The organism is uncultured Chryseobacterium sp. (assembly GCF_913776365.1).
GTDB lineage: Bacteria > Bacteroidota > Bacteroidia > Flavobacteriales > Weeksellaceae > Chryseobacterium.
This window is the reverse complement of sequence record NZ_CAJYMO010000221.1, coordinates 1-15,752: the sequence shown is the minus strand read 5'-3', so window position 1 is coordinate 15,752 and position 15,752 is coordinate 1. Positions and strand designations below refer to the sequence as shown.

Genomic DNA, 15,752 nt, shown 5'->3' with positions numbered 1-15,752 from the left:
TCACCCGGGAAAGGTTATTTTTGTTATCTTTGGAAAACGCTATCTTTCTGGAGAAATATAAAGGAAATTTCAAACTTATGAATTTAGATTTCAAAATTAAAAATTTACTTCTTATTTGCCTAATTTTTTTAGGAGTATTCAACCAATATCATTCCCAGTCCCAAAAGACTTCCGGCTTCAGAACCGGAGCCGACCAGCCTGAACTTTATCTGCCTCTCCTGAAAGGAAAAACCATAGGCGTGGTCACCAACCAGACCGGGCTGATGAGCGACAGGACCCACCTGGTGGATTTCCTGGTGAAAAACGGCATTAAGATAAAATCTATCTTCGCACCGGAACACGGCTTCCGGGGAGAAGCGGATGCCGGTGAAAAAGTGAAAAACGGTGCCGATGCAAAAACCGGAATTCCGATTGTTTCCCTGTATGGCAACAATAAGAAGCCGACACCCGACCAGCTGAAAGGCATTGATATTGTGGTGTTTGATATCCAGGACGTTGGGGTACGGTTCTATACTTTTATCTCCACGCTCACCTATCTGATGGAAGCGGGAGCCGAAAATAAAGTGGAAATTATGGTCCTCGACCGTCCCAACCCCCATGACGGCTATACAGACGGGCCGGTTCTGCAGAAGAAATGGACAAGCTTTGTAGGCATGCATGAAGTCCCTGTGGTGTATGGTCTCACCATCGGTGAATACGGGAAAATGGTAAACGGGGAAAAATGGCTGAAAAATGGCGGACAGGCGAAATACACGGTGATCCCAATGAAAAATTACCATAAGAAACAGCGGTATCCGATGATGGAAAAGCCTTCCCCGAACCTTCCGAATGATATATCCGTCAACCTCTATCCCAGCTTATGCTTTTTTGAAGGGACACAGGTTTCAGTAGGGCGCGGAACCGGTCTGCCGTTTCAGGTATACGGCTCACCCTGGATCAAAGGACTGCCGTACCAGTTCATCCCAAAGCCCAGTTCCGGGGCAAAAGATCCGTTTCTGAACGGAAAGACCTGCTACGGGGAAAATCTTTCGGACCTTCCGGCAGAATTGAGGGAACTGAATCCTGAATGGCTGATCAAAGCCTACAGCCATTATAAAAATCCGGAACTGGATTTCTTCCTGAAGCCTGCTGCCGGAAAGAATTTCTGGTTCGATACCCTCGCCGGAACCGATGAGCTGAGAAAACAACTGATCTCCGGAACGTCAGCCTCAGACATCAGGGCTTCCTGGAAACCGGCATTGAAAAATTTTGAAAAAATCAGGACAAAATATGTGATGTATGAAGACTGATAAGTGGCTGATGGCCATCAGCTTTGTGCTATTTAAAATCAGAATTTGAAATTTAAATAACGTATTATTAAATTACTTAACAGTAAATGTGAGCAAAAGAACCGGAAAGTTGGTTCCAGCGTCTGTTCCGGGCAGACAACTCTTATATTATCAGAAACGGGCTTCATCCCATTTCCAAAAGGATCGGTTGTAAAAATGTTTCAGCGCAAACCTATGCGTGCATGTAAGATACATATGACTCAATAGATTTCAGCTCAAGCCGATTAATCACATCATATCCAAAGCGGATTGAGACTTTACATTCAATAGAAATGGGCTTCAGCCCATTTTCTAAATGTGCTGTGCAAAATACATACGGCTTAACGGTGCTTCTCCAATCAATCGAAATCCGGCGGCGGATTTTTGTCGTTCTTGCCTCTGTTCATGATCAGCAGTCCCAGCGAAAGCCCGATAACGCCTGCTCCGGCAATCATCAGGGCCGTCTCCACTCTGTCAGGCTGGCTGTTGCCAATGTAATTCATGAGAAAAAGAATCACAAAGGTAATCAGGGAGATAATGAGGTGGTTTTTTCCGAATAGTTTCATCGATTTATTTTAGTTTATAGGAAATCATGACGCCGCCTCTGTAGGGTAGAATCTCACCGCTTTTGTTATATCCGGTTGCGCCGTCGTAACGGTCGCCTCTCGAACGGTCGTATCCTTTATAAAAATCCTGGGAGGTACCAACAGCAGCATAAACATCAATGTTCCAGCGATCCGAAATATTGAACTGATAGCCTCCGGTAACACCGAAGATAACCGAGTATCCTCTCTGATACATATCGGAAGTTTTGCGCGCAATGCCGGTTTCTTCATCAACAATAATTGTGTCTTTCCAATAGTTCCATTTCTGTACATTGAAACGCGAACCTGCAATATTGGCTCCGATATACCAGTGCCGGAAAGCTTCTTTGAAATAATACCTTCCTTCCACGGAAACCGAATAATACTGAAGCTCATGTCCGGCAAAGGATTTCCATGGGGAAATAAGGATATCACCCTGTACGGTGAATTTTTCGCTGATCTGGTGTTCCAGGCCTGCATTCACAATACCTATGGGAGTCAGCAGTGCATTTCCTTTGATATAGACGCTTGTTTCCCCGCTCTTTTCCTGTTCCTGTGCATGGAAGGTTCCCAGCAATGAAAGGGTAAGAAGTCCTGTAATATATTTAATTCCGGGCATCGTTATTTCTGTATTTCTTGTAAAAGCTTATCTGCCAATGCAGAATCCTTCTGGGTCTGGACAGCAATATTTTTTGACATTTCGGCATAGGTTTTCGCCGTATCTTTCTTGCCTGTCAGAAAATACAGGCGGGCCAGGATATAGGTGTTTTCTGAAGTTTCTCCCCGCATTACGGATTTTTCTGCCCATTCTGCCGCTTTTTTAAGGGACGAAGGGGTTTTGATCTGTTCTGAAAAGATCCAGGCCGCTTTCAGGAGTTCATTGGGCTCAAAAGCTTCCGTATTTCTGTAATATTCCAGCGCAGCCTTTTCATATTCCGGGAAATTGGCATTCTGCTCATAATAACTCAGCTTGGTCTGGTTGAGTTTTACTTCCGCATCATGTTTTCCTACCAGCGGCTCAGCGGTTTTCATGAAATAGGCGTCATTGATTTTTTTATTTTTATGATCGATGGACTGTTCCACAATGCTGCCCAGCTTGATCTGGTTGTCAAATTCCTTATAGGTTTCTTCCGGAAGGAATGTAATGATCTCCGCTTTTCTGTCCGTAAAAGTTTTGTAGTTTTTATCTTCCGTGGATTTCAGGAAAAACAACAGCAGGCCCACATCGTCTTTGTTGAGCTTTTCCGTATTTTTTTTGTTCCCGAAATACCGTTCGGAAGCCGCTTTGGCAAAGTTGAAGTCAGAGGAAGAATTCAGCTTCATAATATTGATCAGGAATTCAGGGTCTTTTTCGCCGGCTGCAAAACGGTCTTTCAGCGAACCTTTTTTGTTGTTCGGCGAATTGACATCCTGGGCCATGGCAAGAAACATTCCGGCTTCCATATACCCGTAGTTCTGGGATACCAGTTCACCGTCTCCGTTAAGGAACAGGTAAGTAGGATAGGAACGGACGCCGTATTTGGAGGCAATGTCCCTTCCTTCCCCTTTTTCCATATCAAAATGGGCATTGATGAAATTCGAGTTGTAATAATCTCCAACGGATTTCTGCGTAAACACATTTCTTTCCATCATCTTGCATGGGCCGCACCATGAAGCATAGGCATCGATAAAAACAATTTTGTTCTCTTTTTTGGCTTTTGCCATAAGATCTTTGAATGGAATTTCCTGAAACTGGATCGCTTCCTGTGAAAATGCAGCCACCGCAGAAAATAAAAACAATCCGGAGATAAACTTCTTCATTTTTTCAGATAAAAATTAAAAGACGAAGATACTTATTTTTCAGATAACGAGAAGTGATTTCTGTTGAGATTAACAGGAGATGCAGACAGACCGAGAATATAAATACAAATGTCTTCAGTTCATTGGCAGATTTACGTGTGATTGTTATCATGCATTTCCATTTAGCAAAAGCAGATACCATTTGAATTTATTTTGTTTGTATTTTTGTTTTACCGGATCTAGGAAAATCATAAAAATTTCAGAAAATGTAAGTACGACTTAAAAATTGGAAAGATAAAGCCCGGAACTTTACGCACAGGATGTCTATGTATTCTCCGGAGGTTTATGCAGAATAATATCCTCATTCAGAATAATGGCAGTAATCCATGCCATGATGCCGGATATTTATGATATGGGCTACAAACGGTGATTGGGAATTTATAATGAAAGCCCTGTAAACAAATTCTTTTGTATCATGAAGACCACGATTTTTATTTTCTGTATCTGTTTTGCCATTTCTTTTTCAGCCCAGAAACAGGCATTTATCTATGAGATGAAATATCGTCCCGATATTCATAAAGACAGTATGATTTCGAAAAGAATGGTTTTGGACATCAGTGGGAACGTCTCGGTATTCAGAACTGAAGATGAAAGAAGATCTGATTCCCTGTCTAAAGTATCCGGATTTGGCATAGGTGCCGATCAGCATATCGAAAGGCAGGTCTATGTAACGAAAGATGCCGTCAGCGGAAAAACAAGCAGGCATTTCAGGACCAGATTCAATGATTTTTATGATGTAAACATAGAAGAAGTGCAAAATTGGCAGGTAATGCCTGAAAAGAAAAAAATAAGTGGCTTTGATGCCAGGAAAGCGGTAATGGATTACGGCGGCAGAAAATGGACGGTGTGGTTTACTGAAGAAATTCCTGTTTCAGATGGACCTTATATTTTCCATGGCCTTCCCGGACTCATTGTAAAGGCAACCGATGCCGGCCGGGATTACGAGTTCATGCTGATCGCCACCAAAAATACTTCCGGAAACTTATTTATGCGGAAAAAAGGACTGGAGATGAATTTCTCTGATTTTAGAAAACTGATGATGCAGTATTACAGCGATCCGTACGCTGACCTTAAATTAAGGAACATGTTACCTGTCTATACCAGTGACGGGCATGGTGGAAAAAAGGCAATGGATCTCAATGAACTGACAAGGAAAACCCAAAAAATGATCCGCCAAGATAATAATCCTATTGAATTGAAATACAAAAATGAATACAGGGAAAAGTGAAAACAAAAAAACCATCCCGGATAAATGAGATGGTTTTCGTGGTTTCTCCAGGAATCGAACCAGGGACACATGGATTTTCAATCCATTGCTCTACCAACTGAGCTAAGAAACCGTTTGTGTTGTACTTCATTTCTGAAGTGGTGCAAAACTAATAATAAGAATCAAGTTAAGCAATTTAATTTAAAACTTTGAAAAGAAAACCACCTTTTGACAGGTGGTTTTCCAAGTGGTTTCTCCAGGAATCGAACCAGGGACACATGGATTTTCAATCCATTGCTCTACCAACTGAGCTAAGAAACCGTTTCTTGTACTTCGTTGTTTTAAAGTGATGCAAAAGTACTAAGTTTTATTATATGAAGCAAGTATTAACGGTACTTTTTTTAATAAAAGCGAAAACCTACTGATTTTCAGCCGGATTATTTTCCTGCTCTCGCCGGATCTGCTCGCTCATCTCTTCCAGTACCGGTTTAATGGTGCTTTCAGGCAGATCGCTGATGCGGATGTACATCAGTCCGTCAATGGCATCATTGAAGTTCGGGTCTACGTTAAATGCGATCACCCGTGCATTCTGCTTGATGTATTTTTTAATCAGGACCGGCAGCCTCAGTTCCGGCTCCAGGTCATCAATGATCTTATCCAGCTTGTTGAGATCAGACTCCATTTCCTCGAAAAACAGGTGCTTGTCGCGGTCGCGGAGCTTCACTTTATAATCGTTTCTCGGCGTAATATACTGTGCAACGGCAGAATCATAATAATTGGAACGCATAAACTCGATCATCAGGGATTTTGAGAACTCTGAAAATTTATTGGAGATGCTTACCCCGCCCATCAGAAACTTATGGTCCGGGTTCCGGAGGCAGACGTGTACAATTCCCCGCCATAAGAGAAACAGGGGAAGCGGCTTCTGCTGGTATTCCTGGCAGATATAGGCACGGCCCATTTCGATGACTTTTTTGAAGAAAGGATGGATGTCCTGTTCGAATTCGAATAGCGAGCTTGTATAAAACCCCCTGATCCCGAATTTCTTCATCACCTCTTTTCCCAGTGCCATCCGGTAAGCGCCTACCAGTTTTTCGGCAGCATTGTCCCAGAGGAAGAGGTGGTGATAATGCTTGTCATATTCATCAAGGTCAAAAGGCAGGTTGCTCCCTTCACCCACTGCCCGGAACGTAAGCTCACGCTGACGTCCGATTTCCCGCATAATGGAAGGGATTTCCTCGTATGAAGTAAAATAGACTTCATAGTTTCCATTGCTGAAAAACATCTTGTCGGTACCTTTCAGTTTATTGATGTCGGTGAGGATGTCTTCTTTCGGGGTTTCGTCTATGATGTTCTGAACAATGTTTTCTTCCTTCAGCAAAGGGAATTTCAGCGACAGGTTTTTCAGATTGATGCTCTGTGCCAGGGATTTCCTTTTCTCATAATAGGATTTCATCATGTACACCTTCCGCTTGAGAAATTCACCCAGTTCTTCCGTTGTCTCCATATCATCCATAGCCTTCACCGAAATCGGTTTTCCGATCCGGATCCTGATCGGCTTTTCCCTTTCGTTCATCATTTCGGCAGGAAGCATCAGCGTCTGGAGATTGGGATGCAGTTTGGCTACCTGGTAGAACATGCGGCTGTTTTTAGCGTGAAAATACATAGGAACCACCGGCACTTTTGCCATCTTAATCAGCTTAAGTGCCGGTTTTTCCCATTCTTTATCCAAAATTTCCCCGTAGGGATTGTTTTTGTTGGACACCTCGCCCGCAGGGAAAATGCCTACGCACCCGCCTTCCTGAAGGTGTTTCAAAGTCCCTCTCATGCCGGAAGCGCTGCTGTATGCTTCTTTCCTTTTCTCAAAAGGGTTGACGGCGATAACATAGGGTTCCATCGGTTTGATCTTTTCCAGCAGGAAATTTCCCATTACCTTGAAATCGGGACGGACTTCAGAAAGGACCTTGCACATCAGGATTCCGTCGATAGCACCCAGCGGGTGATTTGAAACCAGGATAAATGGCCCGGTTTTTGGAATCTTGGCAAGGTCTTCTTCAAAGGCGATATAGCTAAGGTTGCGTTCCCTCACAAATGAGTCGAAAAAGTCTTTACCTTCCTTATCTTTGAGTTTGTCATACAGTTTATTGACTTCGTTTATCTTGGCAATGCTCATGACAGCAGAAGCTACAGGATTCTTTAGAAATCCTATTTTATTCAAGCCGGAAGCTTTGATTAAATCGTTTTTCGAAATTAAACTCATGTGTGTTTAGTCGCAATTAGTTTTATTGTGTTACCATTTGAAGTGTATTCTTCGAAATCTGCTCCAATAATACACTTTTTTCCCGGTAAAATTGATCTATGTTTTCCATTTTTGCATTCCTTACCGTGAATAAAGATACGTTTTTTACCATTTCCGTCCGGAAAGACTTCTGAAGCTCCTCATTAAGTTCATCTGCCGTACCGAATTTGTCTTCCAGGCACAGGGCCAGTGAGATGGCCGAGTTCTGCATCAGGGAAACTTTGATTTTATATTTGGAAAGGTAGCCGAAAATCAGACTCATATGGTCTTCTGCAATAAAGGAAAAATCCCGGGTGGAAATTTTCAGAAGGGTCTGGTTTTCTTTCAGGATGTAAGATTCCTCGCTCTGGTTTTTCTCAGAAGCGCCCACCTTTGTTCCTTCCTGGGTAGGATCAACGAAAGATTTTACATAAAAAGGAATGTTTTTCTGCTGAAGCGGCTGAAGCGTCTTCGGGTGGATTACGCTGGCTCCGTAATAAGCCATCTCAATGGCTTCTTCATAAGAAATATAGGAAAGAAGCGTGACATCCTTGAATTTTCTCGGATCGCCCGTCATCACCCCCGGCACATCTTTCCATATCGTCATGGCATCAGCATTAAGGCAATAGGCAAAAATAGCGGCAGAGTAGTCGGAACCTTCTCTTCCCAGGGTAACGGTAAAGTTATTGTCGTCCGAGCCGATAAAGCCCTGGGTGACATAACAGATTTCCCTGTTCAGCGTAGAAATGAACTCCTCTGTTTTAGCCCAGTCTACCATGCCTTCCCGGTAGGAATTATCGGTTTTTACATAATCCCGGGCATCCAGCCACTGGTTGGTGAACTGGATTTCGTTCAGGTATTCGCTAACGATCTTGGTAGAGATCATTTCCCCGCAGCTAACCACCTGGTCGTACACAAAGCTGTAATTCGGGGATTTATTCCGTCTCAGGAAAGAATCGATATCGTCAAAGAATAAGCTGATTTCCGCGAAAACCGCATGCCCTTCAGGAAAAAGTCCCTCTGCGATTTCCATATGTTTCCGTTTTATCTTTTCTATCTCAGTTTGATAATGGTCTTTCTTGAAATAAAGCGCTACCACTTCTTCCAGTTCATTAGTTGTCTTGCCCATTGCTGAAATCACCAGCAGGCATTTCGAGAATCCTTGGCTTTGCAGAACCATGGATACATTCTTTACACTTTCAGAATCCTTTAACGATGCTCCACAAAACTTGAAAATTTTCATTAAATTCTTAATAATAAAATTGTTAGATAAAATTTGTGGGGAATATTTTACGGGGGACAAAATTATAAATTTACGGCGAGATATGAAATAGCATACAGATGGGATCAGCTTAAGATTTCATTAAAATAGGTATGCCTGCCGTCATTATACCCTTACAGCCTCCCGAATCGGGTGTGGGTTTTTATGATAAGGTCTGTGAATTAAGATGGAATTAGGGTTGTATAGGGTTGATAAACAGGTGTTCATGTGTTTTGTAAAGAATTTTTTTTAAATGCAATAAATTTTACGAAATTTGAGCAAATCGTAAAAATAAAAATATGTCAGATAAGCCATTACAGACGTTAGGAGAATTTCTTATTGATAAGCAGGAGGATTTTCAATATTCCACCGGGGAGTTTTCCCGCCTTCTGAGTGCCATAAGGCTTGCTTCTAAAGTGGTAAACAGGGAAGTGAACAAAGCCGGGATCGCCGATATCATCGGGCAGGCCGGAAATGAAAATATCCAGGGTGAAGAACAGCAGAAACTGGATGTCATTGCCAATGAAATTTTTATTACCGCACTGTCTCAGCGAGAGGTCGTATGCGGGATCGCTTCCGAAGAAAATGATGATTTTATCGACATTAAATGCGGTGAAAACGGCCACCTGAGCAAGTATGTGGTACTTATTGACCCGCTGGACGGTTCTTCCAATATCGATGTGAATGTATCGGTAGGAACCATCTTCTCCATCTTCAGAAGGGTAACCGAGCCGGGAACACCTGTGCAGCTCGAGGATTTCCTGCAGAAAGGAGTGAATCAGATCGCGGCCGGGTATGTTGTCTACGGTTCATCCACCATGATTGTGTACACTACCGGGCACGGCGTTAACGGATTTACATTAGATCCTTCCCTCGGTACCTATTACCTTTCCCATCCGAATATGAAATTCCCACAGACCGGGAAGATTTATTCCATCAATGAAGGAAACTATATCAAATTCCCTCAGGGCGTAAAAAATTACCTCAAATACTGCCAGATGGAAGAAGGCGACAGGCCTTATACCTCAAGGTACATCGGTTCGCTGGTAGCTGATTTCCACAGGAACATGCTGAAGGGAGGAATTTATATCTATCCTTCCTATTCGCAGGCACCGAATGGAAAACTGAGGCTCCTGTACGAGTGCAATCCGATGGCCTTCCTGGCAGAACAGGCCGGCGGAAAAGCATCAGACGGTTTCAGGAGGATCCTGGAAATTGAACCTACCGAGCTGCACCAGAGGATTCCTTTTTTCTGCGGAAGCGTAAACATGGTGGAAAAGGCCGAAGAATTCATGCGCATTGATAGTGTAAAGGAATGAGAGCAACCTACTTCAGGCATCTGCTGGAATTTAAACGCCCGGGAGGAACCTCCCGCGGCGTTCTGCATGAAAAAGAAACCTTCATCCTGGAACTGGATGACAGCGGGAAAAAAGGAATAGGGGAATGCGCCGTTTTCCGCGGATTGAGCCATGATGACCGCCCGGATTACGAGCGGAAACTGCAGTGGCTGTGTGATCACATTCATCTTGATCCGGATGTCGTAAAACAGGAACTGACAGAATTTCCTTCGCTCTGGTTCGGATATGAACAGGCGGTGCTGAACCTGAAATACGGTGGCAACCTCTATTTTCCCAGTGCATTCACGGAAGGAAAAGAATCCATCACCATCAACGGCCTGATCTGGATGGGTGACATTGCCTTCATGGAAGAACAGATCCGGGAAAAGCTGGACACAGGATTTCATTGCATCAAACTGAAAATCGGTGTAAACTGGGAATCCGAATACGAAATTCTTAAAAAACTCAGGCAAAAATTTTCGGTGGACAGGCTGGAACTCCGTGTAGATGCAAACGGAGGTTTTACTGCCGGCGAAGCAAAAACCGTATTGCAGCAGCTGGCAGATCTGCAGATCCATTCCATAGAACAGCCGGTAAAAGCCGGAAATCCCGAAGTGATGGCGGACCTGTGTGCTGACACTCCGACGCCTGTTGCCCTGGATGAAGAGCTGATCGGCGTGACAGGATATGATGATAAGAAAAGGCTGCTGGAAACGGTGAGGCCGCAGTTTATTATTCTTAAACCGGCTTTGGCAGGAGGATTTGCAGGGTGTGATGAATGGATCGCGCTGGCAGAACAGCTGGGAACCGGCTGGTGGATCACTTCTGCACTGGAAAGCAACATAGGGCTGAATGCCATTGCCCAGTATACTTTCACCAAAAAAAATCCGATGCCTCAGGGATTGGGAACCGGATCTTTGTTTACAAACAATTTCGCTTCAGCACTTGATCTGAAAGGAGAATTGCTGTACTTTAAAAGTTAGGTGTTACGGAGCAGGGCAGGTCGGGTTATCCTGGTAATCTGCTGTCCATGCCCTGCAGCATCTTTCTCTGGGATTCCAGTTGTTGCATCCCAAAGGAGCTGCGCCGCCTTTGATCATTCTCAGTTCACTTTTACCGAGTTTTTTTAAATTTTTCATAGTGGTTTAATTAAGAATTGGTTTTATAAATATAGTCACTTTTTTGTGATGTATTTGTGTTTAAACCAAAATTAACTTATATTAAAACCACATCGGGTGAAATAAAGGTGAGCATAAAAAAATTAAAGTTCCGCCGGATAAATAAATTCGACGAAAAGAAATAATGGGTATGCTGATGTATAAAGGTAATCTGAATATGCTGAAATGTCCTGGAACGATTAAATTACATCCTTTACAAATATTGCTTTCTTAATGTATTCCAACAAAGAGGAAAACTTATTTCTAACTTTTTCCATAACGTAAATTAGTGTTTAATTGGCTATTAATTTTACAATCTCTGTGCCATCCTGTGGTGTTTGCACAAGTTTGTACAGGATTTTCGTATAACATATTAATTATTGTGCAGTTAGCGTAAAAACATTTTCACTGTTTTTTGTCCTGCCGTTGATGAGGCTCCGGTCTGTTCCGTACAGGTTCTGGAAAATATCATGCTGAACCATCGAACTGGAAAGGTAACCCCAGTGATTTCCCACATCAAATTTAAAACTGTTTAAAATATCATCTTCCGCGAAAGTACAGTCTATGATGGAAACGACTTCTTTGAACCGGTCTGTATTGACGGGTCCGTTTTTTCCCAGCCTCGGCGTAAGGATGTTTTTGGTAAACTGCGAAATTCCCAGTATGGTATCTTTTCTGTTGACATACACCGAAATCCTGTTGGCCAGCAGCGGAAGTTTATTGAAGGATTCCTCGGATTCCTCGAATACTTTGTAGCTGACGTCCGGGTTCAGAAGCAACACCTGGTCGATGACACGGAGGATATTTTCATTTTTCAGGCTATAAAGCATGCTCTGGAGAACACGGTTTCCCATGGAATGGGCGACGATATGGATATGCTGGCGGCACGGGTTCAGGTTGCGGTTGGAAAAAATATCCTGAAGGAACTGGCTGTAAAAATAGAAGAGCCGCATCAGGGAAGTCCCGGAATTGATGCTGGAAGCTTTGTCATCAAAATACGTAAGCGGAACGATACTTCCGGATGCCGGCCAGCTGATGAATAAAATATGCCCGACAGGAGATTCTGTCCGGTCAATGAACAGCTTTTTAAGATCGAGTATCGCTCTCAGTTCATCATCGAAATCATAGGCATAGCCATGGATAAAGATCATCACGTCGTTTCTTTCCTTCGCGGAAGACATTTCTCGGTAAAGTTCATAGAACATCCGCTGGGTTCCGCCGAGATGATCGGCAGTAAGGGACGAAGGCCGCAGTCCTTTTTCGCTGTAGAGTACATCAAGCACGTCCTGGTAGCCCTGCTTTTCGGGTTCGGAGAAAAGGGTATAATCAAGGATGTTCCGGTTGGTATTGTCTTTCTTTTTCCGGGCAGTGTCAACAGGTTCCTGATGATCCGGAAAATGACATTTGGCAATCCTGAAGTTGGGCACGGAATACTCATCGTTAGAAAAAGAATCTTTCTTTTCCCCTTTGTGCCGGACGATTTTCCTGTTGCTGAGGATGTAAACAGCCATGGTGGTATTAGTTTAAAATAGGGCTTTAAATATACTCCTTTTGTGTGATATTTTGATAATTAAAATTTATTTAATTTTAATACTTCTGATAACTAACAACTTGGAATAAGATTATGAAAACTTTTAAACATTATTTAAAGTCCTTTCTCGGCAATATCGAGATGCTAATCGAAACCGTGAAAAGCAACGGCATTTATATTTTTCTGTCTGTTTTCTTTGTATTTCTACTGTATATTGTCTCTGACGTCACCAACGATTTTATTTATTCATTATATGAGAAAGAAAATTTTTTCAATATTTTTCTGATCTCTTTTTCTTTTTTTCTGATGCTCCTTGCCTTGTGGGTTATTCCTGCCGGTTTTTTCAGAATCTACCTTGGATACAAAGTGCCGGAATCTGAGATCCGGATGTATTATGCCGGTTTTGAAGATCTCTATAACGGTAAAAGAGATCAGATCCCTGTAAAATATCTTGCCATTGCACCCTGGGTAATATACACCGTAACACTTGCCGCCTGCCTGATCAGATCGCTTGGAGTTATTTCCTTTTCACCCATCTGGACTTTCTTTATCTTGATAATTCCCTTTTTTTATATTCTTTATTTCATAAGTGAAAAGTTTAGCATAATCAACAGGTTTTTACAGCAAAATACACACAGAAAGAAAATAAAACGCATGTTCATGATATTAATGCTGTTATTTGCAGCAGTACCACTGCTGATTTTTCTGTACAGGATTTCCATATTTCATGATCCTTTCGAACTGAAATCGGAAACCGTCTATACGGGCGAAAATGGATATACCGAATATGTGGATAATTTTTATAATATATTTTTGTTTTTTTTAATCATCTATAACGGTGTATGCATCATTTCCGCTTTCCTATTGATTCTCTATAAAGAAAATGAACCTTCCGATACCGATACCCGGTATCATTTCAGCAGAAAACTCCATTTCTTAACGATTATTCTTAGTACGATCACATTATCCTTTTTCTGTATTCTTAGCCTGCAATCTAAATTGATATGGATTTCCCCGGTTGTTGTCTTAACCGTATGCTCAACGCTTCTTATTTTATTATTTGAATTCATATATACCACTCCGAGGGTAATCATGATAACCGGTCAGCATAAGGGGAAGAATACAGGAAAATATAATCTTCTTAAATACATCTTTTATATAGTACTGCTCGCGGTAGGGTTGATTTTTATGATCCAGCCTCATAAAATTATTTATCTTGTTAAAGATCCTGAATGCAGTAGCAAAGTGATCACCAGAAATGCCGACAGACGATATACCCTGGAACAGTATTTTGATCTGTGGCTGGCTAAAAATCATCCCACAGATAGTGCAAACGGTAATCAGCCGGTAGATGTTTTTCTTGTTTCCGGTCAGGGAGGCGGTTCAACAGCAGGAAGCTGGATTTTGGGAAGCCTGCTGAATGTAGATATAAACAACCGACAGTTTTATAAAAGTATTTTCAGTATTTCTACAGTTTCAGGATCATCAAGCGGTGCCAGTTTTTATTTTGCAGTCAAGACAAGAAACCTCCTGGATGATGAAATATCAGGTGACAGTCTTAAAGTGGGTATGCTTGAAAAAAGAAAGAGACTGGTTGCTGACATTTATACCAAGAACTATTTCAGCAGTAACTTTCTGGGATTAATGTTTTCCGATTATCTTGTAAACCCAGTTGCCGGAAAAATTCAGAACCGTAATATAGACCGTAATTATATTTTACAGCAGGAAGAAAAACAGGCACTTATTGCCGCATGCAGGATTTCCAATTCTGAGGAAAGAATAAGAATAGAAAATTATTTCGATCAGAATTATCTGGATTTGTGGTACAGTAAAAAGGCCAGGCAGGCAGACCAGCTCAATCCGTTGTTTTTCCTGAATACCACTTTTATTGAAGAAGGCGAAAAGGCAGTTTTTTCCCCTGTAAAGACCGATGGCTCTGCCATCTGGGGAAAGGATATTCTGAGGAACTTTGCCAGGGAAGACAAATATAATCAATATTATATACCTGTGTCTGCAGCCGTAGCCCAAAGTCAGGCATTCCCTATGTTAAGTACCTATAATCTGGTGCCCGGTACGGGATATCTTGCCGATGGAGGATTTTACGAAAATACTGGAACTTCCACTACACTGGAAGTATACAGGAGACTGAAAAAGCACGTCAGAACATTCTACCCAAACAGAAACATCCGTTTTATTATGATCAATTTCATATCCTTGGAAGATCAGAAAGAGAAGAAAAAATCGGCAATGGAAAATAAGTCAATGCTTGTTTTTACGATTAATCAGACCTATAAGACGCCTTTTAAACATGCTTCAGACGCATTATGTGCTTTGCAACAGCAGGTGCAGGAATATAACGATGAAACTACGGCGGCACCGTATAAGGACATTTCCGTCAATATTCCTAACTCCGGTGAATTTGCCACAACAAGGCTTATCAGTACGAAAACCATTAATAAAATGTTTGCTTATGGCAGTTCCGGTAATGCCGGTGCCGGAATCATTCTCAATCTTATCAAAAAAATCACCCTGCAAAAAATGAATACAGCTTCGCTTCAGGCGAAAGCAGGTACGAAACCTTCAATCATATATATACATTACGCGCAAAAGCAGGATAAAAACATAATGGAAAGGCTAAGTAGCGAGATCAGTACCCATATAAATTCAATGCTTAATTCAGGAAAAGCAAACAGGGATCAGCCCGATTACGTTCTACGTTCTGCAGGGATAGAAAATATTCCTTCTTTTGAAATTAATCAGATCAGATATTTTCATGAAGGAGACCGGGGCCTGGCTGAAAGGCTTGAGTATATATTGGGACAACAGGGGCTGGAAGTAAAGGCCAGATATTTTAATTATAAAAATGTTTCGAAAGCAATTCCTGCCGGTCAGCTGGAATTATGGATTAGCAGTACAGGAAATTACAGCAAAATTCAGTACGGGCTTCAGCAAAAAAAATAAACCGGTCTCCTGTACTAAATCTGTCAGCAGGGAATTCTTTATAAACCCAAAATTTTGACTAAATTTGCAAATTGCTGTCAAAAGCAGTATTTAAAGCGAATTGCAATGGAAGAAGAAAAAAAATCACTCAATTTTATTGAGCAAATTATCGAAGATGATTTGGCAAACGGACTCAACAGGGAACAGATCCGTTTCCGTTTTCCGCCTGAGCCTAACGGTTATCTTCATGTAGGTCATACCAAAGCGATCTGCATCAACTTCGGGTTGGGTGAAAAATACAATGCTCCCGT

At 42.0% G+C, this 15,752-nt stretch carries 13 protein-coding genes and 2 tRNA genes; 6 read left to right on the top strand and 9 right to left on the bottom strand.

The annotated features are described in order from the left end of the window. The first annotated feature begins 77 nt into the window (after nt 1-77). A complete protein-coding gene (locus QZ735_RS11445) occupies nt 78-1,289 on the top strand; it encodes a DUF1343 domain-containing protein (protein ID WP_294248386.1) in 1,212 nt (403 codons plus the stop codon). Between the two features lie 377 nt (nt 1,290-1,666). On the opposite strand, the gene QZ735_RS11440 is transcribed toward QZ735_RS11445, so the two are convergent. The 3 genes from QZ735_RS11440 to QZ735_RS11430 are packed head-to-tail and all read right to left on the bottom strand — an operon-like array spanning nt 1,667 to nt 3,691. Continuing rightward, a complete protein-coding gene (locus QZ735_RS11440; RefSeq protein ID WP_294248383.1) occupies nt 1,667-1,873 on the bottom strand; it encodes a hypothetical protein in 207 nt (68 codons plus the stop codon). A gap of 4 nt (nt 1,874-1,877) precedes the next feature. Continuing rightward, entirely contained in the window at nt 1,878-2,510 is a 633-nt protein-coding gene (locus tag QZ735_RS11435) for a DUF3575 domain-containing protein (RefSeq protein ID WP_294248380.1), read from the bottom strand. A 2-nt stretch (nt 2,511-2,512) separates the two neighbouring features. Continuing rightward, complete coding sequence (locus QZ735_RS11430; RefSeq protein WP_294248377.1) at nt 2,513-3,691, bottom strand: thioredoxin fold domain-containing protein; 1,179 nt, start codon at nt 3,689-3,691, stop codon at nt 2,513-2,515. A 454-nt stretch (nt 3,692-4,145) separates the two neighbouring features. Here QZ735_RS11430 and QZ735_RS11425 point away from each other — a divergent pair, with 454 nt between their 5' ends. After that, nucleotides 4,146-4,958, top strand: a complete 813-nt coding sequence (locus QZ735_RS11425; protein ID WP_294248374.1) for a GLPGLI family protein — start codon at nt 4,146-4,148, stop codon at nt 4,956-4,958. A 39-nt stretch (nt 4,959-4,997) separates the two neighbouring features. Here the strand turns inward: QZ735_RS11425 and QZ735_RS11420 are convergent. The 4 genes from QZ735_RS11420 to QZ735_RS11405 all read right to left on the bottom strand — a co-directional run bounded on the left by QZ735_RS11420 (nt 4,998) and on the right by QZ735_RS11405 (nt 8,458). Continuing rightward, nucleotides 4,998-5,070: transfer RNA gene (locus tag QZ735_RS11420), tRNA-Phe, on the bottom strand. Nucleotides 5,071-5,185: 115 nt separating this feature from the next. Then, nucleotides 5,186-5,258 (bottom strand) — tRNA-Phe (locus QZ735_RS11415). Nucleotides 5,259-5,355: 97 nt separating this feature from the next. Beyond that, complete coding sequence (locus QZ735_RS11410; protein WP_294248371.1) at nt 5,356-7,197, bottom strand: lysophospholipid acyltransferase family protein; 1,842 nt, start codon at nt 7,195-7,197, stop codon at nt 5,356-5,358. Between the two features lie 22 nt (nt 7,198-7,219). Next, on the bottom strand, nt 7,220-8,458 hold the full coding sequence (locus tag QZ735_RS11405; RefSeq protein ID WP_294248366.1) for an aspartate kinase: 1,239 nt from the start codon (nt 8,456-8,458) through the stop codon (nt 7,220-7,222). 317 nt (nt 8,459-8,775) lie between these two features. Between QZ735_RS11405 and fbp the strand changes: the two genes are divergently transcribed. Next, nucleotides 8,776-9,795: a class 1 fructose-bisphosphatase gene (fbp, locus tag QZ735_RS11400; RefSeq protein ID WP_294248364.1), complete on the top strand. Its 1,020-nt coding sequence runs from the start codon at nt 8,776-8,778 to the stop codon at nt 9,793-9,795. Further along, entirely contained in the window at nt 9,792-10,796 is a 1,005-nt protein-coding gene (locus tag QZ735_RS11395; RefSeq protein ID WP_294248361.1) for an o-succinylbenzoate synthase, read from the top strand. The genes fbp and QZ735_RS11395 overlap by 4 nt, the downstream gene beginning before the upstream one ends. A 3-nt stretch (nt 10,797-10,799) precedes the next feature. Here QZ735_RS11395 and QZ735_RS11390 read toward each other — a convergent pair whose 3' ends face one another. Together QZ735_RS11390 and QZ735_RS11385 are read right to left on the bottom strand one after the other, a co-directional pair. Beyond that, nucleotides 10,800-10,952 (bottom strand): hypothetical protein, encoded by a 153-nt coding sequence (locus tag QZ735_RS11390; protein WP_294248359.1) that lies wholly within the window; start codon nt 10,950-10,952, stop codon nt 10,800-10,802. Nucleotides 10,953-11,347: 395 nt separating this feature from the next. Further along, the gene (locus QZ735_RS11385; protein ID WP_294248357.1) at nt 11,348-12,481 is read right to left on the bottom strand and encodes an alpha/beta hydrolase; all 1,134 of its coding nucleotides are present in this window, start codon (nt 12,479-12,481) and stop codon (nt 11,348-11,350) included. 113 nt (nt 12,482-12,594) lie between these two features. Here QZ735_RS11385 and QZ735_RS11380 point away from each other — a divergent pair, with 113 nt between their 5' ends. Next, nucleotides 12,595-15,462, top strand: a complete 2,868-nt coding sequence (locus QZ735_RS11380; protein ID WP_294248354.1) for a hypothetical protein — start codon at nt 12,595-12,597, stop codon at nt 15,460-15,462. A gap of 105 nt (nt 15,463-15,567) precedes the next feature. Further along, the coding region (locus QZ735_RS11375; RefSeq protein ID WP_294248351.1) for a glutamate--tRNA ligase family protein at nt 15,568-15,752 on the top strand (185 nt) is incomplete at its 3' end.

Coding starts and splice junctions, on each gene's coding strand:
- QZ735_RS11395 (WP_294248361.1), top strand. CDS start 9,792: ATGAGAGCAACCTACTTCAGGCATCTGCTGGAATTTAAACGCCCGGGA.
- QZ735_RS11390 (WP_294248359.1), bottom strand. CDS start 10,952: ATGAAAAATTTAAAAAAACTCGGTAAAAGTGAACTGAGAATGATCAAA.
- QZ735_RS11405 (WP_294248366.1), bottom strand. CDS start 8,458: ATGAAAATTTTCAAGTTTTGTGGAGCATCGTTAAAGGATTCTGAAAGT.
- QZ735_RS11440 (WP_294248383.1), bottom strand. CDS start 1,873: ATGAAACTATTCGGAAAAAACCACCTCATTATCTCCCTGATTACCTTT.
- fbp (WP_294248364.1), top strand. CDS start 8,776: ATGTCAGATAAGCCATTACAGACGTTAGGAGAATTTCTTATTGATAAG.
- QZ735_RS11425 (WP_294248374.1), top strand. CDS start 4,146: ATGAAGACCACGATTTTTATTTTCTGTATCTGTTTTGCCATTTCTTTT.
- QZ735_RS11385 (WP_294248357.1), bottom strand. CDS start 12,481: ATGGCTGTTTACATCCTCAGCAACAGGAAAATCGTCCGGCACAAAGGG.
- QZ735_RS11380 (WP_294248354.1), top strand. CDS start 12,595: ATGAAAACTTTTAAACATTATTTAAAGTCCTTTCTCGGCAATATCGAG.
- QZ735_RS11435 (WP_294248380.1), bottom strand. CDS start 2,510: ATGCCCGGAATTAAATATATTACAGGACTTCTTACCCTTTCATTGCTG.
- QZ735_RS11410 (WP_294248371.1), bottom strand. CDS start 7,197: ATGAGTTTAATTTCGAAAAACGATTTAATCAAAGCTTCCGGCTTGAAT.
- QZ735_RS11445 (WP_294248386.1), top strand. CDS start 78: ATGAATTTAGATTTCAAAATTAAAAATTTACTTCTTATTTGCCTAATT.
- QZ735_RS11430 (WP_294248377.1), bottom strand. CDS start 3,691: ATGAAGAAGTTTATCTCCGGATTGTTTTTATTTTCTGCGGTGGCTGCA.